At 64.9% G+C, this 26,305-nt stretch carries 16 protein-coding genes and 1 rRNA gene; 3 read left to right on the top strand and 14 right to left on the bottom strand.

Annotated features, from left to right (window positions below):
* Positions 1-118: 118 nt before the first annotated feature.
* Positions 119-1,636: ribosomal RNA gene (locus tag ASG84_RS02770) — 16S ribosomal RNA — on the bottom strand.
* Between the two features lie 590 nt (positions 1,637-2,226).
* Positions 2,227-3,636 (bottom strand): plasmid pRiA4b ORF-3 family protein, encoded by a 1,410-nt coding sequence (locus ASG84_RS02765; RefSeq protein ID WP_057475458.1) that lies wholly within the window; start codon positions 3,634-3,636, stop codon positions 2,227-2,229.
* 103 nt (positions 3,637-3,739) lie between these two features.
* Between ASG84_RS02765 and ASG84_RS02760 the strand changes: the two genes are divergently transcribed.
* Entirely contained in the window at positions 3,740-4,627 is an 888-nt protein-coding gene (locus ASG84_RS02760; protein WP_057475457.1) for a LysR family transcriptional regulator, read from the top strand.
* 6 nt (positions 4,628-4,633) lie between these two features.
* On the opposite strand, the gene ASG84_RS02755 is transcribed toward ASG84_RS02760, so the two are convergent.
* The 8 genes from ASG84_RS02755 to ASG84_RS02720 form a co-directional block, all read right to left on the bottom strand.
* Positions 4,634-5,224: an ester cyclase gene (locus tag ASG84_RS02755; RefSeq protein ID WP_235581495.1), complete on the bottom strand. Its 591-nt coding sequence runs from the start codon at positions 5,222-5,224 to the stop codon at positions 4,634-4,636.
* The gene (locus ASG84_RS02750) at positions 5,221-5,919 is read right to left on the bottom strand and encodes an SDR family oxidoreductase (protein WP_057475456.1); all 699 of its coding nucleotides are present in this window, start codon (positions 5,917-5,919) and stop codon (positions 5,221-5,223) included. Before ASG84_RS02750 ends, ASG84_RS02755 begins: the two co-directional genes overlap by 4 nt.
* A 109-nt stretch (positions 5,920-6,028) precedes the next feature.
* The gene (locus ASG84_RS02745; protein WP_057475455.1) at positions 6,029-6,577 is read right to left on the bottom strand and encodes an LpqN/LpqT family lipoprotein; all 549 of its coding nucleotides are present in this window, start codon (positions 6,575-6,577) and stop codon (positions 6,029-6,031) included.
* A gap of 76 nt (positions 6,578-6,653) precedes the next feature.
* On the bottom strand, positions 6,654-7,571 hold the full coding sequence (locus ASG84_RS02740) for a hypothetical protein (RefSeq protein WP_057475454.1): 918 nt from the start codon (positions 7,569-7,571) through the stop codon (positions 6,654-6,656).
* Positions 7,572-7,575: 4 nt separating this feature from the next.
* Positions 7,576-8,370, bottom strand: coding sequence for a hypothetical protein (locus ASG84_RS27335; protein WP_156399348.1), 795 nt, complete (start codon positions 8,368-8,370; stop codon positions 7,576-7,578).
* 63 nt (positions 8,371-8,433) lie between these two features.
* A complete protein-coding gene (locus ASG84_RS02730; RefSeq protein ID WP_082520736.1) occupies positions 8,434-9,273 on the bottom strand; it encodes an HAD-IIB family hydrolase in 840 nt (279 codons plus the stop codon).
* A gap of 28 nt (positions 9,274-9,301) precedes the next feature.
* A complete protein-coding gene (locus ASG84_RS02725; RefSeq protein ID WP_057475451.1) occupies positions 9,302-10,507 on the bottom strand; it encodes a metallophosphoesterase in 1,206 nt (401 codons plus the stop codon).
* A gap of 9 nt (positions 10,508-10,516) precedes the next feature.
* On the bottom strand, positions 10,517-15,634 hold the full coding sequence (locus ASG84_RS02720; protein ID WP_057475450.1) for an AAA domain-containing protein: 5,118 nt from the start codon (positions 15,632-15,634) through the stop codon (positions 10,517-10,519).
* 282 nt (positions 15,635-15,916) lie between these two features.
* On the opposite strand from ASG84_RS02720, the gene ASG84_RS02715 reads away from it, so the two are divergent.
* Together ASG84_RS02715 and ASG84_RS02710 are read left to right on the top strand one after the other, a co-directional pair.
* Positions 15,917-16,591, top strand: a complete 675-nt coding sequence (locus tag ASG84_RS02715; protein WP_057475449.1) for a TetR/AcrR family transcriptional regulator — start codon at positions 15,917-15,919, stop codon at positions 16,589-16,591.
* 415 nt (positions 16,592-17,006) lie between these two features.
* A complete protein-coding gene (locus tag ASG84_RS02710) occupies positions 17,007-22,484 on the top strand; it encodes an ATP-binding protein (protein WP_057475448.1) in 5,478 nt (1,825 codons plus the stop codon).
* Positions 22,485-22,582: 98 nt separating this feature from the next.
* On the opposite strand, the gene ASG84_RS02705 is transcribed toward ASG84_RS02710, so the two are convergent.
* The 4 genes from ASG84_RS02705 to ASG84_RS02690 form a co-directional block, all read right to left on the bottom strand.
* Entirely contained in the window at positions 22,583-22,795 is a 213-nt protein-coding gene (locus ASG84_RS02705) for a hypothetical protein (protein ID WP_156399347.1), read from the bottom strand.
* Positions 22,796-22,891: 96 nt separating this feature from the next.
* Entirely contained in the window at positions 22,892-23,767 is an 876-nt protein-coding gene (locus ASG84_RS02700) for a pseudouridine synthase (protein ID WP_057475542.1), read from the bottom strand.
* A 3-nt stretch (positions 23,768-23,770) separates the two neighbouring features.
* A complete protein-coding gene (gene trhO / locus ASG84_RS02695; RefSeq protein ID WP_057475446.1) occupies positions 23,771-24,613 on the bottom strand; it encodes an oxygen-dependent tRNA uridine(34) hydroxylase TrhO in 843 nt (280 codons plus the stop codon).
* 18 nt (positions 24,614-24,631) lie between these two features.
* Positions 24,632-26,284, bottom strand: a complete 1,653-nt coding sequence (locus ASG84_RS02690; RefSeq protein WP_057475445.1) for an alkaline phosphatase D family protein — start codon at positions 26,282-26,284, stop codon at positions 24,632-24,634.
* Positions 26,285-26,305: the final 21 nt, after the last annotated feature.

Below are 26,305 nucleotides of genomic sequence, written 5' to 3'. Positions count from 1 at the left end.
TGGTTGTCAGTGTTCCACCCGTGAGCACCGCCGGATGACGTATGCATCCGAAACGGTTTCTGTCGCTGGATCGTCTGCTGACTGTTCAGCAGTGCATCCRAGCGAAGAGGCTCCTTAGAAAGGAGGTGATCCAGCCGCACCTTCCGGTACGGCTACCTTGTTACGACTTCGTCCCAATCGCCGATCCCACCTTCGACGGCTCCCTCCCACAAGGGGTTAGGCCACCGGCTTCGGGTGTTACCGACTTTCATGACGTGACGGGCGGTGTGTACAAGGCCCGGGAACGTATTCACCGCAGCGTTGCTGATCTGCGATTACTAGCGACTCCGACTTCACGGGGTCGAGTTGCAGACCCCGATCCGAACTGAGACCAGCTTTAAGGGATTCGCTCCACCTCACGGTCTCGCAGCCCTCTGTACTGGCCATTGTAGCATGTGTGAAGCCCTGGACATAAGGGGCATGATGACTTGACGTCGTCCCCACCTTCCTCCGAGTTGACCCCGGCAGTCTCTTACGAGTCCCCACCATTACGTGCTGGCAACATAAGACAAGGGTTGCGCTCGTTGCGGGACTTAACCCAACATCTCACGACACGAGCTGACGACAGCCATGCACCACCTGTACACCGACCACAAGGGGGACCGTATCTCTACGGTTTTCCGGTGTATGTCAAACCCAGGTAAGGTTCTTCGCGTTGCATCGAATTAATCCACATGCTCCGCCGCTTGTGCGGGCCCCCGTCAATTCCTTTGAGTTTTAGCCTTGCGGCCGTACTCCCCAGGCGGGGCGCTTAATGCGTTAGCTACGGCACAGATCCCGTGGAAGGAACCCACACCTAGCGCCCACCGTTTACGGCGTGGACTACCAGGGTATCTAATCCTGTTTGCTACCCACGCTTTCGTTCCTCAGCGTCAGTTGTTTCCCAGAGACCCGCCTTCGCCACCGGTGTTCCTCCTGATATCTGCGCATTTCACCGCTACACCAGGAATTCCAGTCTCCCCTGAAACACTCAAGTCTGCCCGTATCGCCTGCAAGCCCGAAGTTGAGCCCCGGGTTTTCACAAACGACGCGACAAACCGCCTACGAACTCTTTACGCCCAGTAATTCCGGACAACGCTCGCACCCTACGTATTACCGCGGCTGCTGGCACGTAGTTAGCCGGTGCTTCTTCTGCAGGTACCGTCACTCACGCTTCGTCCCTGCTGAAAGAGGTTTACAACCCGAAGGCCTTCATCCCTCACGCGGCGTCGCTGCATCAGGCTTCCGCCCATTGTGCAATATTCCCCACTGCTGCCTCCCGTAGGAGTCTGGGCCGTGTCTCAGTCCCAGTGTGGCCGGTCACCCTCTCAGGTCGGCTACCCGTCGTCGCCTTGGTAGGCCATTACCCCACCAACAAGCTGATAGGCCGCGGGCCCATCCTGCACCGATAAATCTTTCCACCACAACACATGCATGCTGTAGTCATATCCGGTATTAGACCCAGTTTCCCAAGCTTATCCCAGAGTGCAGGGCAGATCACCCACGTGTTACTCACCCGTTCGCCGCTCGTGTACCCCGAAAGGCCTTACCGCTCGACTTGCATGTGTTAAGCACGCCGCCAGCGTTCGTCCTGAGCCAGGATCAAACTCTCCGTAAAAGACCTGCGAAACAACAACACCCACCCCAGAAAAGAGGCAAGACATTGCGAATCAGTCAAAGACATCAAGTCAAATCACTAGCAAAAAAACTCAACTAGCATTTTCAAAACAACACCCGACAACAACCACCACAAGCGGGCAGCTGATACATCGAATGCTTTCACCAAAACAAAATTTCGGCACTGACATTCATCGACACACTGTTGAGTTCTCAAAGAACACGCACACACTCTCGACCCACGAACACGTAGTTCGTAGGCCTCCAGGGCAACTGTTCCAGCCTATCCCAGCTTGGTCTCGGACACAAGGCCCGACTCTTGGGGGATACAACCTGCCAGGCCACACGTCCAACCTCGTATCCCTGTCCGTGAAGACCGGGTCGGTGTCCGTCGCTCTGACTCGACAAAAGTTACGCCACCAACCCCACCNCCTGCCAGGCCACACGTCCAACCTCGTATCCCTGTCCGTGAAGACCGGGTCGGTGTCCGTCGCTCTGACTCGACAAAAGTTACGCCACCAACCCCACCAACGCAAATCGGCAGGTCAGGAACGTCCGCAGCAAGATCAACCCCGGTGGACGCCCACTGGATCAGGTCAGCAAGGCGTCTCGGGCGAATCTCCGCGACCAGCTCGGCGAGTCCGATACACCCTGCCGGAAGTAGAACTGCGGACCGTGAGCGCCGATGAGGTCGAGGAAGCTCACGGTGGCCTGCGCCGCGAATTGCGCGTCGAACACACCGGAATCCTCACTCGCCCAACCGAGCTCGGCCACGGTCTCGATGAGCATTTCGTTTCGGTGCGTGGAGGACGCAGATGCGGCGAGCGAGATCAGGAAGAGCGTGGCGGCGTCGGTCTCGTACGTCTCCCTACCGAAAGGGAGTCGCGAGGCTGCGTGTCGCCACATCCCTACCGGGTCGTCGACCAAACCGGCCCCGAGCTTCGTGAGCATCAGCCGGCCCTTGGATACCCTCGTCAATCCGAGCAGCCGCACGGCTTCGCGAAGGTCGGTGACCTGATGGTGGTCGATCTCGCGGTTGCTCGTTCCTACCCATCCCAGACCCCAATCGAGCTCTTCGCGGATCGCCGCGATGAGGGCGGGCTTGAGATAGCCGGCATCGGTCAGGACCACTCCGGCGTCGCCGATCCGGCCGAGGAACCACACCAACTTGGCCATCGCGACCTCGGCCACCGGCAGATCCACCGAACTCTCGATGGTGAGTTCGCATCGGGGTAACAGCGCCATCAACAACGGCACTTCCCCGGGACGCACGCGATCGAAGAGTCTGCCGATAGCGGGTGCCGTCGCCACCGCTTCGGCGAGTACCGACCGTCCCGTGTCGAGCGCGCGCAACTTCTTGTTGACGGCATCGACGTCGAACCGGTTCGGATCGAAGGTCGCACCCCACCTCGTGAGCAGGAGGGGGAATTCGCGATCGGTCGGATCGGATGCGATCTCGAGGTCCTGCGCATAACTCGACGGCCCGCCGCAATCCTCGGGTGGGCACGCGCGAGCTCCATCGAGGCAGATGGATCGCAGGTCGTCGATGTCGGGATCGATCTGCTCCAGCACGATGCTGTGCGTCCATCCGTCACCGAAGTCGTACTCGTAGATCAGCACGGACCCGCGCACCGAGAGCACCTCGTCGAGCCGAACCCGCTCCTCGCTCGTTGCCTCGTCGTCCGGTTCGTGATCCAGCGTCTCGGCCATCTCGAAGCGACGCATCGCACCGACAGTTCCGATGCTGAACGCGTGCATGTGGCGGTCTTCCCAACCCAGCACGCACTGCAACACCGAGTGCAGTTCGGACAGCAGCAAGTCCGAGCGCACTCGCACCCGTCGCCAAATCTGCGGCTGCGTGTGATCGATGGTCACTCCGAGGACCAGCCTGACCAGGCCTCGCCCCGTAACCTGTGCCGAACCGCCGTCCGGCAGCCCCAGGGGATCGGGCAGATCCGGGACCACCGACAAGTGCCGGACGCGGCCGGTTCTGATCGACATGCGGTCGACCTTAGCCGGATCGATGCGTCGGACACAGGCGTCGGACCTCGTCAGGTGCTCCGGCCCCGGGCAACGCGCACACCCTTGCACTTACGCTCGGACTGTGCCGACCTTGCGTGCCCTCGAATGCTTCGTCACCGTCGTCGAATGCGGTTCCGTGACCGCCGCGTCGGTGCGGCTGCACCTCTCGCAACCCGCCCTGTCGCATCAGCTGGCCGCCTTGGAGACCGAGATCGGCACATCCCTGCTCGAGCGGCTGCCTCGCGGTGTTCGTCCCACCCCGACCGGCTTGGCAATACTCGCCGACGCCGAAGCCGCACTGGCAGCGGCTGATCGATTGATCCGCACCGGACGAGCCCGGGCCGACGGTTCTCGCGGACGACTCCGGCTGGCCTGTGTGGAAACGATGACAGTCCCCGTCGTCGCTCCGATCGTGCGTACGTGGGCCCGCAAGTACCACGCCGTCGACGTGGAGCTTTCCGAACACAGCAGCGCCGATGCCATGGCCGACTCCGTGACCGGCGGAGCATCCGACCTTGCCGTCGGCCCAGCGTCGGATCGATTCACCGGGCAGGTCACCGAGATCGGCACCGAGGACATCGTCGCCGTGATACCCGAAGGCCTCGACCTCACCGACGAGCAGAGCATTGCATGGAAACACCTCCGCGGTAGACCGATGGTCCACTATCACCCGTCGAATGGACTCGGAGCGTGGATCGATGCCGAGGCTGCGGCGCACGATATCGTCCCGACCGTCAGCACTCGTACTCGAAACGCCACCACCGCAGCACAATTGGCCCGCGCCGGCCTGGGGATCGCTCTGGTGCCGACATCGGCACTCCCCCCTCGATTCGACGGCGTCGTCAAGCCCCTGGAACCGAAGCTACGTCGCACCGTGGTCGCCATGGTCGGATCGCCGAGTGACGCCTTGGTTCAGCGGTTCGTCGCCGACCTGCTCCGCCGCGGCATTCCAGCCGGCCGACCGCGATGACATGCATCAGCTCGACCCCACCAGACCTGCTTGCTGCATGAACGTCAGGTTGTCTTCCAGGTGCCAGTCCTCGACGATGCGCTCCTCCCCCATGTGCTGGATGTCGATGGCGCCGAACTCGACCGTCTGACCGCTACCGGCCGTCGACCCGTATGCCCCGGTGAAATGTCCCCGAAAGATCAGCCTTGCCGTGAACGTATCCCCGGTGATGTACAGGTCGGCCAGCTCACAGGACAGGTCCGGAATTGCGGTACGAAAGCCCGCTGAGGCGACAAGCGGCCCGCTCGGACCCTGTGGCCGACCCGTCGGCAGAGTGCGGTCGACGAACGAATCGTCCACCGCGCGATCGAGGTACACCCGTTCGCCCGTGTCCCAGAACGTGTACAGATTCTGGGCGATCGACACCAGGTGACGCGTCCGATCGGTGACCGGTGCGTCACCCAGATGAACCGCCCCCGGCTGGATCAGATCGCTCGACCGGTCGACCACCGAGCTATCGGCCGGCACCGTCTCAGCCGGCGGCATTACAGCCGGCGCAGTGGAACCACACGCCGCCGTGAACAAGAGCAACAGCAGCCCGAACGTCACTCGCCTCATCCGAACCGTCCTCCGCCGTCGACGTGCACCGTGGTACCGGTGACGAAGGTGTTGGTCAGTGCAAAGAGCACCGCGGCCGCCACGTCGTCCGGCTTGCCGACCCGCCCCGCAGGATTGGCTCGCGCCGTCTCCGCGAAGAACGCATCCTTCCCGGCTCCCATCGAGTCCCACGCGCCGGAATCGACGATGCCCGGAGACACCGCGTTGACCCGAACCGGAGCCAATTCGACGGCGAGCGCCTCCACGAGAAACGCCACGGCCCCGTTGGTCGTCGCCATCACCGAAAGCCCCGGAGCCGGCTTCCACGCGGCCACCCCCGAGAAGAACAGCAGCGAGCCACCCTCCGCAATACTCGGTTCGAAATGTTTGGCCAGCAATAGGGGCCCGATCACTTTCGCGTCGAACGCTTTTCGGATGTCGGCGACATCGAGGTCCGCGACCGGACCGTTCGCGTGATCGGCCGCGAGACTCACCACGTGATCGACCGACCCGACCTCTGCCGCCGCTGCGGCGATGGACGCCTCGTCGGTCAGGTCGACGATCACCGAACTCGCACTGGTGCCCAGTGTCGTGGCTGCGTCGTTCAGCGCTTCCGGACGTCGACCGGCCAGGATCACCTCGCCTCCCCCGTCGACGATCTCGGCAGCAACGGCCCGCCCGATTCCCGACGCTCCACCTATCAGCAGTACTCGCATTACGCATCACCCTTCGCTCGATTGGTACCTCACCAGCCAAGCGCAGAGTTCACCGTCGGACAATCGCAATTACCGTCTGCTGCCATAAATAGGATCGATGGGTCCGCCGTTACTGTTCGTCGGCCGTCAAGCCGTCGTTGATCGCTGCGACATCGAAGGCCAACGCGTCGAGCTGGGATGCCAACGTCGTGACCGTCAATTGCACCAAGTACTGGGTATCGACGCCCACCAACACGTACCGAGTCGTCACCGCTGCTTCGAGCTGTTGCGCGACGTAGGAACCCCGAATGAATCGCGACGGCCAACCGAGCCACGACGCCGTACTCGTCTCACTCTCCACCCAACCGGGCATCGCGCGGCCGTCTCCGAAACCCAACGCCATCAACGCTTCCGGATCGATCGTGCGCGAGAGGGCACCGACGAGCAGTACTGCATTCGGCGCGAATCCGTTCTCCACGAGATTCGGTTCCACGATCACCTGGGTAGCCCCGGGAAACTGCGCTGGATCGAGCGTCTGCCAGCCTGCCGGCATCGGCACGGTGATACCCAGCTCTGTAGCCGCGGCATGGTCGAGCGGTGACACCCGTATGGCGTGCGCGTTCAAGTATTCGGCAATCGTGGTGGGTTCGGGCGGCTCCGGCGACTGGGCGTCGTTCACAGCATGGGCCTTTCGATGGCGGACGAATCACGGGCACGCCAGAGGCTACCTGCGCCGATCCGTGCCCCGACAATCGCTAGAGGCAGTGCCCCGCGGGAAGCCGATCACTGCGCGACTCGAGCCAGCCACCGACCGCGTCGAGCATGGCGGTTCCGTCGGTGAACGAACCCGAATCCGGTTGCGCCGCAATCGCTACACCCACACGTCCCGCAACCGTGGTGACGATGCCGACCTGCCGCACGACGTAGCCACCGTCCACTCGCGGTCCCCAGCCCCCTTTGAACGCAGCATCGGACAGCTGCCCCAAGCCCCATTGCTGTTCCGGCACAACATTGTTCATCATCTCGACCACGGGTTGCGCGTCCGGGATACACGACAACCCGGCCGCGAATGTCGCCTGGTTCTGCGTCGACCATTCGGTCTGCCCGAACGCGCTGAATTCGGGACGGACCCGCTCCCTCTGAATCGTCGTGACAGAGTCACCGCCCTGCCGCAGAACCGCCTCGACTGCGGAACCCGCCGCAGCGGAATCACCCAGCGAGACCCACAGTGCGTCGGCCGCCGCGTTGTCGGAGCGTTCGATCGCGGCTGCGGCGTCGGCCAGCACCGCGTCACCACCATTGCGTAGGGCGGCCACGGCCATCGGTACTTTGACGGTCGACCAGGCGACACCGGAGGTCCATGTTCCGAGCACGATGGGCGGACCGCCGCCGACCGGAACCAGAGCGACGCCGATGGGGCCACCTGCCGCGGCTTCGAGTACGCCGAACTCGGCCGCCAGGTCGACGACAGACAGCGTTTCGACCGGAGCCGCGGTGCTCCACACACCCGGTTCCGACGTCGGTTCGGACGACCGGGGCATCGGCAGGGACGTCGACTCGGAGACACTCGACGTATCCGTAGCAGGGCCGTCATCTGTGGCAATGGTGCAGCCGGAGATGAGGAGTGCAAGCGACAGCGCGATCGCGTACGAGCTTCCGGTGACGCGATGCACCGACCTAGAAGAGGTAGACAACAGCGTTCTCGCCACCGGTGCACGTGACCAACTGCGCGGACGACACGCAGTTCATCTCGTACCGCTTGCCCGTCACCGGACTACTGGCCACCACCGTTCTCGAATTGCGATCCGAGCCGCCACGCGTGTAGGCCAACCGCACTTCCTCGGCGAACGGGCACGACGTGGCCGCCGAACCCACGGCCGAACCTCGAAGGCCGCCGGTCGACGAAACGGTGGCCGGGCAGGTCTGTGCACCCGCAGGCAGAGTCGTCACGCCCGGTTCCTGTCCACCCGTCGACGAGGAGCCCGGCACTGCACCCGAAGCGCTGCCGTCGATTTCCATCGACGGCGGCACAGCGCTCGCCGAGGCTGGACCGGCATCGTCGCGCAGCGTCAACCACGCGAACACGCCACCGAGAATCAGTGCGACGGCCACCAGAACGACAACGACTATCCACAGTCCACCGTGTTCATGACGCGGCGGCTGCGGCGGGCCACCCGTGAACACCGGAGGGAAGGGAACTTCGCCGAACCCTCCCGACTGCGCTGGGGCTTTGGAGTGCGCTGACGCGTGGGGCTGGGCCGTGACATTGGGCTGGGCTGCGGCACCGGGCTGGGCTGCGGCACGCGGCGGGTGAAGGGGACGACCGGACGGGGACGGGAAATCGGCAGGCCCGGGCTCTGCAGTGTCCGGGGAATACCCCGGCGGCGGAATCACGCGATCGGACGGATCCGGCTGCTGGCCGTACTGCCCGTAAGCGCGCTGCGAGGGGTCCCCCGAACCTGGATAGCTCATGGTGTCCTTCTGCCGATGATGAGGCCAGCCTTTCACACAGCGTCGAAACGAGCAGACCGGACGTTACAGTTCGGCGCGGAGTGCGGTGAGTTCTTCCAGGTATCGTGCGACCGCGTCGTCGTCGTTGGATTCCAGGACACGATGTGCGACGGCGAGCACCGGAGCCGCGGCATTCGACGGGCACAACGCCGTGCCCGCCCATGCGAGCATCGGCAAGTCGTTGCGCGCATCTCCTACTGCTGCAACCGAATTCGTCGATACTCCCCATTGCTCACACAGCTCTTGCAGCGCGCTCGCCTTCGAGACCCCCGCAGCCGACATCTCGATGTACGGCGCACCGGAGTGCGTCAACTCCACCCCGTCCAGGCCGGCCGCGGCAACCAGTTCGTACAGGGCCTCACTGCTCGTATCTCTGTGCCGAGCAACAATTTTGACCGTCGGCTCGATATCTACCGACAGACCGTGATCGGAGAGTTCCATCTCGTGTGGGTGCCGATGATGGTCGGCGAACACGCACAGTTCGGCATACCTGGCCTCTGCCACGAATCGAGTGGCACCGACGGTTGCGAATGCCACGCCGGGCACCAGAGACCGCACGGCCGACTTGACCGACGTGACCGTCTCGGTAGGTACCGATCTGGTGCCGACGATCTTCGGGGTGCCGTCGGCCAGGTCGAGAACCACGGCACCGTTGGCACCGATCGCCGTCCCTCGAAATCCGCAGGACGCAGCGAGTTGGTCGATGGAATGACGCGCCCGTGCGCTCGCCCACACGACCCTGATTCCGACGGCGTCGGCACCGGCCATCGCATCGGCCGTGCGCGCCGAAATCGTTCGGTCCGAACGCAACAACGTGCCGTCGAGATCGGTTGCGACCACGACGACGTCTTGGGCTCTCTTCACTCCACCGATACTGCCAGGTATCGCTGCTTCAGCCGGCGACCAAGGTCAGGACGGAGATCTCACTCGGCGCGAACACTCGGAACGGCGGACCCCAGAATCCCGATCCGCGACTGGTGTAGAGCTGAGTTCGTTCGCCATGACGGCTCAGTCCGTGTACCACCGGCTGGTCGAGGCGGACCAATGCCGAGAACGGCCAGATCTGGCCGCCGTGCGTATGGCCGGACACCTGCAGATCGACACCCGCTCGGACGGCGTCGCCGACCTGTTTCGGCTGATGAGCCAGCAACAACACCGGCATCGAAGGATCGGTACCTGCGAGTGCCCGAGGGAGGTCGGCACCGTGGCCCGGCGCACCGGAACCCCGGGCCGTGGCGTCGTCGACGCCGGCGATGATCAATGCGTCGTCGCCGCGATGGAGCACCACGTGCCGATTGTGCAGCGAGTTCCACCCGATGCTCTCCATGTGATCGAGCCACTCCTGTGCCTCACCGAAGTACTCGTGATTGCCGGTGACGTACACGCGCGCCGATGTTGCGAGCATGGATTCCAGCGGTGCTGCCTGCTGTCGGCGCCGGTCGACCGAACCGTCGGCAATGTCTCCCACATGAGCCAACACATCGGGCTCGAGTGCATTGACGGCGTCGGTCAAACGGTGCGACCACGTCGTCCGATCGAGCGGACCGAAATGCGTGTCGGTCACCAGAACTACTCGCAGGCCGTCGAATCGAGGGCCGAGCCGATCGATCCGCACGGTCGTATGCCGGACCCGCGGCGTGCGCATCGCCTCGTAGTGACCCCACAGGGCAAGGACCACCACGATTCCCACTGTCGAGAGCGACACGATCCGCGACCGCATCGGGTCGTCGACTCCGGCGACCCACAGGCCCAGCCGCAGCAGCAAAGACAGCGCTGACCACACGAACGAGATCCAGACCAAACCGAGCAGCACGTCTGCGACGCGAGCCCAGGCATCTTTGCTCGGCCCCTCCGGACCCGGTCGGTGACCCAGGTACATCGACGCGGGCAGCGCGAGGAAGGCGACGATCGCAACCGAGATCCCGACGACCTGTACAGCCGACACCCACTGCGGGCCCGCGAACACGATCGTCCACGTCGGTAGCGCGAAAAGCGCTGCGCAGACCACGAACACGACGGTCGGCAAGACGATCCTGCGGCGGCGCGATCGGTGGGGTGAGGCCGACCGATCGGGGTGCTGAGTCTGGCGGTCTGTCATCGGCGAGCGCTACGGTCGACGCCGGGTGGTGTAGCCACGCAGTCCGTTGAGCGGAAGTTCGTGCTCGGCGATCGTCTGGTCGTCCGATTCCTCGAGACCGGCGCTCGTTTCGACATCGGGCTTCTCCGACTTCACCGGACTCTCCTCCGGTTGCTTCGGCACGGTGCCGCCGGGCTCGAGCGGCTCGACGCTCGAGGTGGTGTCGTCGCGAGCCGCAGCCGCCTCCTCCGCCCCCACCGGTGAGGACGCTTCGTTGTCGGCCGCATGTTCGACCTCGGCGGTTGTCGGCTTCTCGGGCTTCGACTGCGAGGATCCGTTGGTCATCGGCGACCGACTCGGCGTCGAAGACCCGTTCGGATGAGCAGAGCCACGAGTGGCAGCCGGACCGGCGGATCCGTTGGTCCCGTGAGCACCGTTGCTTCCGGACCCGTTCGTCGTTCCGGACCCGTTCGTCGTTCCGGACCCATTGGTCGTTCCGGTTCCATCGGCGCTTCGAGAGCCGTTGGTGAGCGTCGGAGTCGATGCTCCGGGGTCGGTCTCGGTCGGGATGTCGACGTGCGGCATGGTCCACAGGGACAGCACCGATCGGTGTGGCACCGCGGAGTCGTCGGTGGACGAGGTATCGAAGGCACCGGAGTCGTCGAACTGCGAGGACTCGAGCGGCACCGGCGTCCACGCCTCGTCGGGAGACGTAACACCGTCCACCACAACACTGTTGGGCTTGATGCCCAGTTGCGCCAACGTTGCCCAGAGACTTTCCAACGCTGCATCGCGGTCGAGGTAGTACTCCGACTCGCGCACGCGCCAGAACGTCCAGCCGCAGCGCTTGAGTTCCTGCTCACGCTGCAGATCGGCCAACCGCTGCGCCGAGGTGGACAGGAAGGTGTCGCCGTCGCACTCCACCGCCAGCCGCGAGGATTCTCCGGTGACCACCAGGCCGAGACGCCGGTTGTTCACGTGCACACCTGGATTGACGTGGAATCCACGGTCCACGAGGTCGTTCCACAGCTGCTGTTCGAGAAGCGTCTCGAAAGGAGCCGTCCGGACCTCACGTGAAACGTTCACCGGCATCGGATCGGCCGGGGCCGGCGACACGGAGGTGACATAGCTTAGCAACGAGTTACGCAGATCCGCTCGCTTGAGGCGGTCGACCGTCACCGAGTGGAAGAGCCACAGCTGATCCTGTGCCCGCGAGGCCGCCACGTTGAACCGCCGCTTGTACTGGTTGGCGGTGAGAGTGGCGAAATTCTGGTCGGGTGCCACCACCATCGACAGAAACACGACGTTACGTTCGTCGCCCTGGAAGTCCGGCGGCGTACCGACGCGCAGTCGACGTTGTTCCCACTGCTCGATGCCGATGCGCTTGATCAGCTCGTTGCGAATCTCGTCGACCTGCGACTGCCCCTGCAGCACAACGACACCGAAGGTCAAATTGTCGTAAGAGCGGTCCTCGAGGCAGTCGGCGATCTGTTGGGCGATCGCAACGGCCTCGGTGCGGTTGACAAGCGACGCATTCTTTCCGGTTACCGTCGCACCGCGAACGTACGTGTGCCGCAACGGCGGTAGCCGGTCCGCCCCGAACTGCCGAACGGGAACGAGCGGTGAGTCTCCGTAGAACTGCTGACTGGACCAATTGATGATCTCGGGCATCGACCGGAAGTGCTCGCGTAACCGCACCACCTGACCGAACCTGGTGCGCAACATGGAGAACAGGCTCGACCTCGGTGTCAAGGTCGCCCGTACGTGTTCGGGCAGATCGGGCAGGTACACGTCCAATCGGTCGAACACGTCCTCGAGGGTGCCGGTTTGCATGACATCGGCGGGTGCGCACTGACGGTCGTCGCCCACCACGATCACTCGGGGCGCGAGATAGAGCAGGAACAGGCTGGTGATGTCGGCCTGACTGGCCTCGTCGACGATGACGACGTCGAAGCTACCCGGCACCGGCGGAATCGACGCCAGTACCTGCGAGAGCGGCATGACCCAGGCAGGCACTGCGCTCTGCGCCTCACGCATCGCCGATCGCGCTGCGCTGCGGTAGGTTTCGGCATACTTGCCGGCCCCGGATCCGATGCTGGAGATATGCTCGCGGTAGGTCTGCAACGCGCGGACCTCGACGGCGGTCATCCGTTCGAGACTGTTGCGCCACGCACTCGCGGCCGCGAGACGGGTAGTGAGATAAGCGATATCGGTATCGGCCGCGGTCAGATCCGCTTCCAGTTGCTGTTCGAGACCGCCATGGTGTTGTTCGCCGACCCACTCGCGAGCACGACGCCACGCCCAGGCCTTCGACATCTGCCAACTCAACTCGTCCCACTCGACGTCCGCGGCGGTGTCCTCGACCAGATCGAACAGGGCGGGTGCCACCGCAGACAGTTCCGCAGACATCGACTCGAGCAGATGTTGATCTTCTTGCTCGGCACATGCCTGCGAATACGCGGCAACAGCAGCTGCCAATTCCACCGGATCGGCGGTGCTCAACGCACTCACCAGGGTCGAACCCTCGGGCGAAGGCCCGGCATCGATGCGAGTGGCGACCGAGAACTGCAGGGCCTCCAGCTCGGCACGCGCGGCATCGATATCCGCCCGCTGTGCGATGGCGTCGGCGGCTCCTGCGACCTCACGAGCCTCGGCCAAGGTCCGAATCCACGGTGCCGCAGGGGAAATGGCGTATAGCCGGTGCACCAGGGCGTCACGTGCGGACACCACCGACGTCACCAGACCGAGCCGATCGGCGATCCGCGCCAGGTCGTTCACGCGAATCGAACGTGTTCCGTCGAGCGGAACGATGACCGCAAGGTCGGCCAGCAGGACCGCTGCGGTCTGCACGGCGTCCATCGCGCGAAGATGTTCGGCCACCAGACGCGCGGCCATCGCCGTCGTCACGGGTTGCCCGTCGACCGTGGCCACGATGCCGAGAGCCTCGACAGCTTTCTGTTCCTCGCTGCGACGGAACCGCGGCTTCCACTCGACACCCGACTCCAGCGCTGCGGCGAGCGCATCCATTGCCGCCAGCGCCGCCGACGAACTCGACGAACACTGCACGTCGTGCGCACCGACGTACCGATCCGACGCAGCAGCCGTCTCGACCATCAGGTCCAGTCCACTGACCCGAGACCACAGGTGCGCGGCTTCACCGGACAGCACCGAATCGGTCAGGCGCGAATAGGAACCGTCGAGTTCGACCACCGCTCGGACTCGGGCGGCGAGTTCTTCGCACAGTTGCCTGATTTCGGCGGACACCGCCGGCTGCACGCCGTCGAGCAGCGCGATGAGGGCCTCGGCCTGGGGCGAGACCGCGTCGATCTGCGCGCCGGCGCGCTGGCAGAGCGCCGCGAGCTCGGCCGAATTCGGCAGCATCGTCTCCGGGCGCGGCAGCACCTGGCGGGAGCGCAGTTCACGACTCTCGTTCGAGGTAGCGATCAACGTGCGCAAGCGATCGATTTGGGCACCGTCGAATGGTGGCCGGTCGGCCAGCAGTGGGCCCGGCAGCCACTCGTGTGAGCTTTCGGCCGCCTTGACCTTGCGCACGATCGAGGACACCGTGCCGTCGTAACCATCCGAAACATATTCGTGCACAACAGTTTCGGACTCGCGGAGCGCGCTGACACGGTCCAGCAGCTCGGCCCGCCGAGCGAGAGCCGCCGCGCGCTTCGTCGTCAGCGCCTCTATCTTCTGCACCTCGCTGGCCTCGTCGAACGAGGTCTTGCGTTCGGCTATCTTCGCGACGCTGCGGTTGAGCTCGTCCGAACCACCACGAGACAGGTCGGTGATGGACACACAGAGCTCCTGCAGCTCCGGCGGCAGCTTGTCACGGAGCACCCGCAAAGCTTGTGACTTTTCACTAGTGACCAGAACCCGCTGACCTCGCGCCAACAGCCCCGACATCAGGTTTGCGATGGTGTGGGTCTTGCCCGTACCGGGTGGCCCCTCGACCACGACACCGCTGTCGCGTCCGAGACGTTCGATGATCTGCGACTGCTCCGCGTTCGCCGGCAACGGAAACAGCGGATCCTCGGCCAGGACCGACGACTCACCTGCACCGGTGCGCTCGAGCCACGCCAACCGATCTGCCGGCTCGATGGCATCTACCAGCTGCGCGAGACCCAGCGGTACCGGGGAGTCGGCGAACTCGAGATCGGCGATCATCCGCTCGTAGTACTCGACCAAGGCAAACGAGTTACGGGTGCGGAGCACGAGGGCAGGCGAGACGGTCAGCGTTCGGTCGTCGTCGATGTACGCGAGGGCTCCGGGCGGTCCGACCCGATCGAGAACCTCGATCTCGTGCCGCGGGACTCGCTCGGCCCAGGTTCGGAGGAATTGCTCCACCCCGGCCCCGATGGGTGAGGTGACCGAATCGTGCAACAGCTGCGCCAGCTCCACCGATCCGGAAGTGTCGAATTCGTTCGAGCCCGTCAGCAGCTGCCCGTCCTCGAGCCGAGGGGTCGTGTTCGCTGCGAGCCGTACCAGCAGGTCGCCGGTGCGAACGTCCCGCTCGATGTTGGCCTGCTGCGTGATCAGGTGGGTGCGCACACTGCGCTGCTGATCAGCGTTGCTCGACGTCAGCAAGCCCGACGCCACGACCAGTTCGATCGACTCGGGCCGGGACGCGAGCTCTTGCATCATCAACTGCAGGGCCTGGTAGATCGCAGCCTGGGGACGCCGCTCGCGGTCTTCCTGCGCCCATTCCTTCCACGACTGCGAGTACTCCTCGAACGCCTTCTTGATCTCGTAGGCCTTGCGGATATCGAAGTCGGCGTCGGATTCCTGCGCCTCCGCCCGACGGCGGGACGTCACCGAGGACGCGTCGGCCAGCTCCAGCTCGCGGTAGCGGCTGTCGGCGACGATCTGAGGATCGAGCCACCCCGACAACAGCTCGGGAGGCACCGGCGGCTCGTCGACCGCGATGCGCGGCGCACGGAGCACAACGCCACCCTGCTTGGCCAGCGGATCGATCTGCATCGGCACGTCACCGGAATGCACCCACTCGACCTGCACGTGATCGTCGAATCGCAGCACTGGGTTCGATCGCGCTTCGACGATCTCGCGAAGGAAGCGCAGCAGGCGTTGCACCCTGCTCTTGAGCTCGTCGTCGTGTTCACGACCGGTAGCCGCTGCAGCCGTCACAGTTTCCCCACAAATACTCGAATGGCCGTCCCATTTTCAGGGACAGTGCTTGCGCACCCCGGCCACACTAGCCGCTCGAAAGCCGTTGTTCACCGCGTGCTGAGCAGACAGAATGCGTTCTAGTGCCCGGTCACAAAGACGGAGTTTCGGTGGCCGTGTGCACCACAGCGAAGAGCCCCGATCCACTCCCCCGGCACTCGCTCGAATACGCACGAACACCAGAGTTACCCAGTGCTGTGAGATTCGCACGGAACCGTGCGCACAATGACGTATAAAGACTGAATGCCTGCTGCGTCGGAGTCCGATGGCGAGCTTCCCGATCGGGAGCTGCCGATCACCCCACGCGGGCTACGAACTCGATCCTCTCTCGTCTCGGCCGCACGTCGCGTATTCGAGGAGAGCGGATACCTCGACTCCCGGCTGATCGATATCACTCGCGCCGCTCGGTGCTCTGCCGGAACCTTCTACACGTACTTCACCAGCAAAGAAGAAATCCTGGCCGCGGTGCTCGAACAGGCCAGGGACGACATGCTGCACCCCGGTACGGAACGGGTGGATCCCCACGAAAATCCGGTGGCCGTGATCGCAGCGAGCAACCGCGCCTACTTCGAGGCGTACCAACGCAACGCGAAGCTGATGGCCCTGCTCGAGCAGGTCTCGAACATCGACCCCGAATTTCGCCGGCTTCGCCGCGAGCGCGCCGACGCCTTCGTCAGACGCAATGCCCGCAGCATCGAGAGTCTGCAGAACCGGGGCCTGGCCGATACCGCACTCGATCCTCTTCTCGCCTCCCGAGCCCTCTCGTCGATGATCAGTCGGCTCGCGTTCAACCACTTCGTCGTCGACGCCGCGGGCGGTCGGTCCGCGGCGGACTACGAGGGCCTGCTCGAGACGGCAACGAGACTGTGGGTCAACGCGCTGCGGCTGCCCCGTGGCGACGACGAGAGTGCCCGATGAGGGCCGGACGAGCGACCGATCGGCTCGTTCGAGGGGGCTCAGCAGAGTTGTACCCGCCGGTAATGTACCCGCCGGTAGTAATGCGAGTGGCCGAATGACGAATTAGCCGTTACGACAACGCTACTCGCGAGTACACCAGTGTTACTGCTCAGTAGCACCGACCGGACAAGAATGAAACGCATTGCTACAGAAGATCATTGAGTTCTTGGTGATCAATCACACTCACGCCGAACGTCGTTGGCGATGCACGGGGGCACATTGCAGTTAGAATAGGTCGGTCGGAGTGCTGCATGAGTGCAGGGGTGGAGCCTGCAGAACGACCCGGTGACAAATAAACGGACATGCTCAGCACCAGTCCACGTTCCATCGAGAGTGCACCGACGAAGTGCGCCCATACCGAGCGAAGAGAGATACGTTGTTCAAGCGGATTGCAGTAGTCAACCGAGGCGAGGCAGCAGTACGGCTGATCCGAGCCGTCCGAGAGCTCAACGCCGAACACGATTACGGCATCCGCACCGTAGCGCTGCACACCGAGGCGGAGAAGCGGGCCATGTTCGTCCGCCAGGCCGACGAGGCCGTCACGCTGCGCAAGCCCGCCACCGGCTCGGCGTACCTCGACTACAACGTCCTCGAGGCGGCACTGGTGGAGTCCGGTGCCGACGCCGTGTGGGTCGGGTGGGGCTTCGTCGCCGAGGACCCGACGTTCGCGGATCTCGTCGCCCGACTGAACATCACCTTCATCGGCCCGTCCGCCGACGCGATGCGTCTGCTCGGCGACAAGGTCGAGGCCAAGATCCTCGCCGAGAAGGTCGGCGTCCCGGTCGCACCGTGGTCCGGTGGACCGGTCGAGACCCGCGCAGACGCTCGACGACACGCAGCGGCAATCGGCTACCCGCTGATCATCAAGGCCCGCTCGGGCGGCGGTGGCCGCGGTATCCGCAAGGTCTTCCACGAGGACGAACTCGAATTGTCCCTCGAGCGCACCCAGGGCGAAGCCGAGCGCTCGTTCGGCGACCCGGTCGTATTCCTCGAGCGTCTGGTCACCGATGCCCGGCACGTCGAGGTTCAGGTCATCGCCGACAGCCACGGCAACGTGTGGGCACCCGGCGTGCGTGACTGCTCCATCCAGCGCCGCAACCAGAAGGTCATCGAGGAGTCCAGCTCGCCGCTGCTGACCAAGGAACAGGCCGATCAGCTGCGCACCGCCTCGGCCGAGCTCGTCAAGGCTGCGGGCTACCAGGGTGCAGGCACCGTCGAGTACCTATACCAGCCCGAGCAGAAGATCTTCACGTTCCTCGAGGTCAACACCCGCCTGCAGGTCGAGCACCCCATCACCGAGTACACCACCGGCATCGACCTGGTGAAGCTGCAGATCCTCGTCGCCGACGGTCAAGCACTGCCCGGTGAATGCCCCACCGAATTCGGCCACGCCGTCGAGGCCCGCCTCAACGCCGAGGACGCCGACAACGGCTTCGCGCCCGCGCCGGGCACGGTCGAACTACTCAAGTTCCCGCTCGGCACCGGAATTCGCGTCGACACCGGTATCGCTCAGGGCGACGTGATCCCGCCCGATTACGACTCCATGGTCGCCAAGGTCATCGCCTGGGGCCGCGACCGCAGCGAAGCGTTGGCTCGCTTGCGCAACGCGCTGCGTGAGACCACCGTCGTCATCGACGGCGGCACCACCACCAAGTCGTTCCTGCTGAGCCTGCTCGACCGCGAGGAAGTCATCTCCGCCTCCGCCGACACCGGCTGGCTCGACCGCACCGAAGCCGGCTCGCAGGTGGGCCCGACGGCGGTGGCCGACATCGCCATCATCGCCGCGGCCATCGACGCCTACGACGCCGAGGAAGGCCGCGAGCGTGCCGCGTTCCTCAGCTCCGCACGTGGCGGCCGGCCGCGCGCCACCCATGCCATCGGCCGCACCGTCGAACTGAACTACCAGGGCCAGGCCTACAAGCTCGAAGTGGGCCAGGCCGGCCCGCACCGCTACAGCATCGACGGAGATGCCATCGGCGAACTGCAGGTCGACGTCGAACGCCTCGGCACGTACGAGAGCCGTCTGGTCATCGGTGACCACCGCTACCAGGTCGTCACCGTCGCCGGAGCTGCCCACTTCCTCGTCGAGGTCGACGGCATCAGCCACCAGATCTCCCAGGACGAGGCCGGGCTGGTCCGCGCGCCCGCTCCCGCCGTCGTCGTCGCCGTACCGGTCGCCGTCGGTGACGAGGTCGAAGCCGGACAGACGCTCGTCGTCCTCGAGTCGATGAAGATGGAAACCGCCGTCCGGTCTCCGTACGCGGGCACCGTGCGTGAGGTACTGGCCTCGGTCAACGGACAGGTCGACGCCGGAGCAGCCCTGCTGCGCGTCGATCAGGCCGGCGAGCAGAAGGTGTCCGAGCAGGCACCGCGCGTGCAGTTCCGCGGGATCGACGATGCCGCGCAGCGCTCTCCGCAGCGCCGCGCCCTGGACCGCCTCGACGAACTCGCAGCCCTCATCACCGGATTCGACGTCAGTGGTGCCCGCGCTCGAAACCTGTTGTCCACCTACGAGACTCTCCGCGCCGAGGTGCCGCGGAACGACTCGGCACTCGTCGGTGCCGAACTGGCACTGCTCAACACCTTCGCCGACATCTGCGAGCTCTCCCGCAACCGACCGACGATGGACGAAGAGAGCACCGACGAGCGCGTCCACTCCCCGCGCGAGCACTTCCACTCGTTCATGCAGTCGCTCGACGCCGATGTGCAAGGACTGCCGGAGTCGTTCCGGGGCAAGCTCACTCGCGCTATGGCACATTACGACGCCGCCATCGACGAGGGCCGCACACCCGAGCTCGAAGAAGCCGTCTACCGCGTCTTCCTCGCCCTGCAGCGCATGGAGAACCAGGTTCCGGTCATCGCCGCCCTGCTCGGCCACTGGCTCAGCGACAGCTCGCAGCAGCCCGACGCCACCCCCGCCATGGCCGAGGTGCTCGAACGCCTCATCGGTGCCACCCAGGCCCGCTACCCCGTCATCGGCGACGTCGCACGCAACCTGCGCTTCCGACTGTTCGACGAGCCGCAGATCCGCATCGCCCGAGAGAAGATCTACGACGGCGTTCGCGGCAGCCTGCAGTACCTCGCCGAGAACCCCGACGCCGCCGACTACTCGGCCCGCGTCGCCGCACTGGTCGCCACCCCGGAGCCGCTGATCGAGCTGCTGGCACAACGGATCACCGATCCCGGAGCCCTGCTCGAGGTGATCACCCGCCAGTACTACGAGATTCGCACCCTCGAAGACGTCAAGGCGTTCGACCGCGACGGCAAGTACTTCGTCACCGGCGCGTTCGAGCTCTCGGGTGAGCAGCTGCACCTGATCTCCACGGCAACCGACTTCGATTCTCTCGCAGCTACTCTCGATGCTGTCGACGACATCGCCGGCCCCTCGCCCGAGAACCTGGCCGTGGATCTCTACCTGTCCTGGCCGGACGCCCCGACCGACGGCGATGCACTCTCGGATCAACTGCAGGCCGTTCTGGCCGCACACCCCGGCACCGGCCGCTGGCGTCGCGTCACCGTCACGGTGTTCGGCACCGTCACGCGGAAGATGACGTATCGCCGCACCACGGTCGAGGGCTCCGAGCCCCTCGCCGAGGACACGATCATCCGGGACATGCACCCGCTGACCGGTCAACGGCTCGACCTGTGGCGCCTGAAGAACTTCGACGGAGTTCGGTTGCCCGCCAGCGCCGGAACCTACCTGTTCCACCTGACGTCGAAGGCCAACCCCTCCGACGAGCGCCTGGTTGCCCTCGCCGAGATCCGAGGCATCACAACACAGTTGGACGACGCCGGAAACATCGTCGCCGTGCCCGAGATCGAACGAACCGTCGCGGCCTGCCTCGACGGCATCCGCCGCGCTCAGGCCGGACGCGGCAAGAAGCGCCTCGACGCCAACCGCGTCGTGCTCTACGTCTGGCCGGTACTGAACGTGCCCGCCGACCGCATCGCCACCATCGCCCGGCACATCGCGCCGCTGACGATCGGGGCCGGCCTCGAAGAGATCACTCTCATCGCTCGGCTTGCCGAAACACCCGGCGCGGCACCACGCGAGGTCGCACTGCGTCTGTCGTACCGATCCGGTGCCGGCATCGTCGCCAAGGTGACCCCGCCGCCGACCGAGCCGATGCGTCCGCTCGACGAGTACACCCAGAAGGTGCAGCGGTCACAGGCCCGCGGCACCGTCTACCCGTACGAGCTCATTCCGTTGCTGAGCAGCAACGGCGGCACGTTCACCGAGTACGACTTCGACGCCGACGGCGTCCTCGCCCCGGTCGAGCGTCCGTATGGCCGAAACACGGCGGGCGTCATCGTCGGTGTCGCGACCACGCCCACTGCCAAGTACCCCGAGGGCATCACCCGCGTCGCGCTCTTCGGTGACCCGACGAAGGCGCTCGGCACGGTCGCCGAGGCCGAGTGCTCGCGGATCGTTGCAGCCATCGACCTCGCCGAACAACTCGGTGCGCCCGTCGAGTGGTTCGCATTGTCCTCCGGCGCAACGATTTCCATGGAATCGGGCACCGAGAACATGGACTGGGTATCGCGCGGCCTGCGTCGCATCATCACCTTCACCCAGGCCGGCGGCGAGATCAACATCGTCGTCGCGGGCATCAACGTCGGCGCGCAGCCCTACTGGAACGCCGAAGCCACGATGCTCACCCACACCAAGGGCATCCTGGTGATGACCCCCGACAGTGCGATGGTGCTCACCGGTAAGCAGTCCCTCGACTACTCCGGTGGCGTCTCGGCCGAGGACAACTTCGGCATCGGTGGCTACGACCGCGTCATGGGCCCCAACGGCCAGGCGCAGTACTGGGCACCGAACCTGCGGGCCGCGTGCGACATCCTGTTCGCGCACTACGACCACGCGTATGCGGCACCGGGAGAACGCTTCCCACGCCGCGCGGCCACCGCAGACCCGACCGAGCGCGACGTGCGTACCTACCCGCACGTGCACCCGTCGAGCGACTTCACCACCGTCGGCGACATCTTCTCCTCGGTCACCAACCCGGACCGTAAGAAGCCGTTCGACATTCGCACCGTGATGCGCGCTGTGGTGGACCAGGACCATTCGGTACTCGAGCGTTGGGCCGACATGGCCGACGCCGACACCTCCGTGGTGTTCGACGCCCACCTCGCCGGAATCCCGGTGTCCGTCATCGGTATCGAATCGCGGGCCATCCCCCGTAAGGGCTGGTTCCCGTCCGACGGCCCCGATCAGTGGACCTCGGGCACCCTGTTCCCGAACTCGTCGAAGAAGACGGCACGCGCCATCAACGCCGCCAGCGGAAGCCGGCCGATCGTGGTGCTGGCCAACCTCTCCGGCTTCGACGGATCACCGGAATCGCTGCGCAACATCCAGCTCGAATACGGTGCCGAGATCGGCCGCGCCATCGTCAACTTCGACGGACCGGTCGTGTTCTGTGTCGTCTCGCGCTACCACGGCGGCGCGTTCGTGGTGTTCTCCGGAGCGCTCAACGACAACATGGAAGTCCTTGCAGTGGAGGGCTCCTTCGCCTCCGTACTCGGTGGTGCCCCGGCCGCCGCAGTGGTGTTCACCCGCGACGTCAATGCCCGCACCGCAGCGGATGCTGAAGTCAAGGAGCTCGAGGCCCGGTTGAACACAGCTGAGGACGACGCCACCCGCTCGGCATTGCGCGTCGAGCTCGCCACCGTGCGAGCGAACGCCCGCAACGCCAAACTGGGTGAAGTGGCAGCCGAATTCGAGGCCATCCACAACATCCAGCGAGCACAGAACGTCGGATCGGTGCATCACATCGTCCCCGCTGCCGAACTGCGCCCGCAGCTGGTCGCTGCCATCGAACGCGGAATGGCGCGGTCGTTGGCCAAGTAGGGCCTGGGGTTCCCGCAAACGCGCGCGCGTTTGCCGGACGCTCGCGGAATGGTGAACGATTCCGTGAGCATCTGGCGAATGCGCGCGCGTTTGTCGGTTCAGGGGATGTCGTACTGAGGAATCGTGGCCACGATTCCGGTGCACTGCCCGGTGAAGATGGTCAGCGCGCAGGCCTCCCACAACCGCGACAGATCCGACAACGCGCCGCTCGCGCTACCGGTGCTTGCGCTCCCGGTATCGGCCACCGCGACCGCCGGCGACGCTACAGCTATAACGGCCGCTCCCAACACAACAGCAATACGACGCTTCACACTCTTCTCCTCTTCTCTTCCATCGGACATGGCTCGCTCGACACGCTAACCTCGCGTCCCAAGTGTCACAATCGTCCGAACGAACGATGCCGCCCCTCAACCCTCGAGAGTCAGGCGGCTCTCGAATCGGCGCGGTTCACCGGTCAGGGGGTCCGTGAAATTCAGCGCCCGGGCAAGAAGCTGCAGCGGCCGGGTGAAGTCGTCGGCGGGAGTCGATGTGTACACCGGATAGTACGGATCGTTCACTATGGGAATACCCAACGAGGACAGGTGAATCCGCAGCTGATGAGTCTTGCCGGTCTTGGGGAAGAGTCGATAGCGGGCACGATCACCGGACGCGTCGACGAGTTCGATGCGGGTCTCGCTGTTCGGCTCCCCCGACTCCTCGTATGCCGTCATGACGCCATGCTCCTTCAGGATCCGGCTCTGTACGACGCGGGGAAACTGCAGTGCCGCATCGAATCCCGCAATCGCCTCGTATTCCTTGGTGACATTGCGTGAGGAGAAGAGTTCCTGATACGGCCGTCGGGCATGCTTGGTCTTGGTGAAGAGCAGTACCCCGGCGGTGGCGCGATCGAGCCGGTGCGCGGGCGTGAGATCGGGGCAGTCGAATTGCTTTCGTAGCCTGACGGTCGCGGTTTCTGTGACGTGCCGACCACGCGGGATGGTGGCGAGGAAGTGCGGCTTGTCGACCACCAGCAGGTCCTCGTCCTGGTGCAGAATGCCGATCTCGAACGGCACCGAAACCTCCTGCGCTGGAACGCGATAGAAGTACACCTGACTGCCGGGGCGGTACCGCGTGTCCACGGAGACGGGCCTGCTCTTCTCGTCCACCACTTCGGCGTCGCGCATGGCCCGCCGCCAGTCGTCGTCGGGCATCTCGCGTTCCAAGTACTCCACGATGGTGGTGGCCGAATCACCATGCGGTAGCAGCAGTCTCATCGGCGCAAGACCGTCCCGGAACGGCAACATCACTCAGGCGCAGTCGAGACAGATCAACCGCAGACCACGGCCGGCATCACCGTCGAAGTCCTGGTACCGCGAGGTCGGGTTGCCACAGGCGCTGCAGCGTCCGATGACGGCGGTGTGATCGGAGAAGTTCTGCGCCATCCGCTTGTCGAAGACGAACAGCGAGCCCTCCCACAGGGCATCGTCACCGAAAGTCTCTGCGTATCGAACGATTCCGCCGTCGAGCTGATAGACCTCCTCGAACCCGCGGGCCACCATCAACGAAGAGAGCACCTCGCACCGCACTCCCCCGGTGCAGTACGTGACCACCGGAGACTTCTTCAGATGGTCGTAGGCACCGGAATCGAGCTGCGAGACGAAGTCCTTCGTCGTCTCCACGTCAGGCACCACTGCATTCTTGAACTTGCCGATCTGCGCCTCGAAGGCATTACGGCCGTCGAAAAAGACAACGTCGTCGCCGCGAGCATCGACGAGCTCGTGCACCTGTTCCGGGCTCAGATGAGTGCCACCGCCGACCACACCCTCGGAGTCGACCTTCAGCTCCCCGGGCGCACCGAACGTGACGATCTCGTCGCGTACGCGCACACTCAGTCGCGGGAAATCGTTGCCGAGCCCATCGGACCACTTGATGTCGGCCGCATTGAAGGCCGGGTAGCTGCGGGTACCGCGGACGTACCTCTTGACGTCGCCGACGTCGCCGCCCACCGTCGCGTTGATGCCGTGTTCGGAGATCAGGATGCGTCCGGTCAGGTTGTTCGACGCGGCCAGCGTCTGTTGCCACAGCCGGATCGCCTCGGGATCGGGCAATGGAGTGAACACGTAGAACAGGACGATTTTCGGTACAGCCACGCCGACCAGTATGGCGCGTTATCCGGCGGGCGGTGCCGCCGCCCGGACTCGCTGGGTGCCGGAGTCGACGGTGAAGCCCGCTCCCCAGTACACGCCGGTCTGCGGATCCTCCTTGGCGGTGAGGAACCAGTGATCCATCCGAGCCGCCGTCCTGGTGACTTCGAAGACGCCGAACCCGTGACTGTCGAGGTCGACGAACTTCACGTGCCGGTTGAGCGCCTTGAACGCCTCCTCGGCGACGCGGCCCAGCGTGTGCGGCGGAGTACGCGTCAGATCGTCGATATTGGCCGAGCTCACCGAGGTGACGACGAGCTCGGTGGCAGCAGGTTCGGTGGTCGCGTACTGGGCCGCATCGAGGGGTACCTCGCAGGCCCAAGCCGAGTGGATGTCGCCGGTGATGAAGACCGTGTTGTCGACGCCCGCGTCCACGATCGCGGTGAGCAGCTTGCGGCGGTCGGCGGTGTACCCGTCCCACGGATCGGCGTTGTAGGGGAGGCCGCCTTCCGGAATGCCGAGCAGGGAGGTGACGGCCTTGGCCGCATCACGGTCGAGCGGCGGAATGAGGGTAGGCGTGATCATCACCGGATTACCGACGATCTTCCACTGCGTCGGCGAAGAAACGATGCCGTCGGTGAGCCACTGCATCTGCTCCGCGCCGGTGATGGTTCGGTTGGGAGAATCGACCTCGGGACCATTGAACGGAAGCACCTGCTGCGAGCGGTAGGTGCGCAGGTCCAGCATCGAGAGTTCCAGGAGGTTGCCGAACCGCAGCCGACGGTAGAGGTGACGGTTGGTCGCCGTGCCTGCCGCGCGCACCGGCATCCACTCGTAGTACGCCTTCTCCGAGTTCGCCTTGCGGGTGTACCAATCGCCCTCGGTCGCGGGGGTGTGGTTCTCGGCACCGCCGTCGTAGGCATCGTTGGCGGACTCGTGGTCGTCCCACGTACAGATCCACGGCACACCGACGTGCGCGGCCTGCAGATCGGGATCCGACTTGTACTGGCCGTGACGCTGGCGGTAGTCGGCGACGGTGACGATCTCGTGAGTGGGCGAATGCTGCCGGATCACCCCGTCGCGCCCGGGGAAGCCGCCCGTCTCGTACTCGTAGATGTAGTCGCCGAGGTGCACGATGGCGTCCAAGTCGGTCCTGGCCGCCAGGTGCCGGTAGGCACCGAAGTACCCCGACTCCCAGTTGGAGCACGAGACGACGCCGAACCGCATGGCATCGATATCGGCGTCGTTGGCCGGGGCGGTGTGCGTGGTCCCGACGGCCGATACCGCGTCGCTCGTCCGGAAGTCGTAGAAGTATGTGGTGTCCGCGCTGAGTCCGTCGACGTCGACCTTGACCGTGTGATCGGTATCGGGACCGGTGGCGACCGTTCCAGAGGCGACGACGTCGCTCATGTCTGCGCTTCGGGCGATTCGCCACGTCACCGATACCTGCGCGCCGACGCCGGAGCCCGGGGTGGCGTCGGGCGTGGGGGTGATGCGGGTCCAGAGAACGATCGCGTCGGGCAACGGATCTCCCGATGCCACCCCGTGCAGGAAGCCTCGATCGCTGCTCTGCGCCTGGGCGGTTCCCGGGAGTGTCGTGGCGACTCCGGCCACCGCGACGGCTACCGACGACGAGCGAAGAAACGTTCTTCTGGAAAGCGCAGACTCAGCGTGCATCGGGTCAGTCCATGCGATGGA

Source organism: Rhodococcus sp. Leaf278, assembly GCF_001426085.1.
In the GTDB taxonomy this organism is placed as follows: Bacteria; Actinomycetota; Actinomycetes; order Mycobacteriales; family Mycobacteriaceae; genus Rhodococcoides.
This window is presented reverse-complemented; position numbering and strand designations above follow the sequence as displayed.

Bases quoted from the DNA above. Each gene is read 5' to 3' on its own strand.
- ASG84_RS02715 (WP_057475449.1), top strand. From the start codon at position 15,917: ATGCCTGCTGCGTCGGAGTCCGATGGCGAGCTTCCCGATCGGGAGCTG.
- ASG84_RS02725 (WP_057475451.1), bottom strand. From the start codon at position 10,507: ATGACAGACCGCCAGACTCAGCACCCCGATCGGTCGGCCTCACCCCAC.
- ASG84_RS02755 (WP_235581495.1), bottom strand. From the start codon at position 5,224: ATGAGGCGAGTGACGTTCGGGCTGCTGTTGCTCTTGTTCACGGCGGCG.
- ASG84_RS02700 (WP_057475542.1), bottom strand. From the start codon at position 23,767: ATGTTGCCGTTCCGGGACGGTCTTGCGCCGATGAGACTGCTGCTACCG.
- ASG84_RS02690 (WP_057475445.1), bottom strand. From the start codon at position 26,284: ATGCACGCTGAGTCTGCGCTTTCCAGAAGAACGTTTCTTCGCTCGTCG.
- ASG84_RS27335 (WP_156399348.1), bottom strand. From the start codon at position 8,370: ATGAGCTATCCAGGTTCGGGGGACCCCTCGCAGCGCGCTTACGGGCAG.
- ASG84_RS02750 (WP_057475456.1), bottom strand. From the start codon at position 5,919: ATGCGAGTACTGCTGATAGGTGGAGCGTCGGGAATCGGGCGGGCCGTT.
- ASG84_RS02765 (WP_057475458.1), bottom strand. From the start codon at position 3,636: ATGTCGATCAGAACCGGCCGCGTCCGGCACTTGTCGGTGGTCCCGGAT.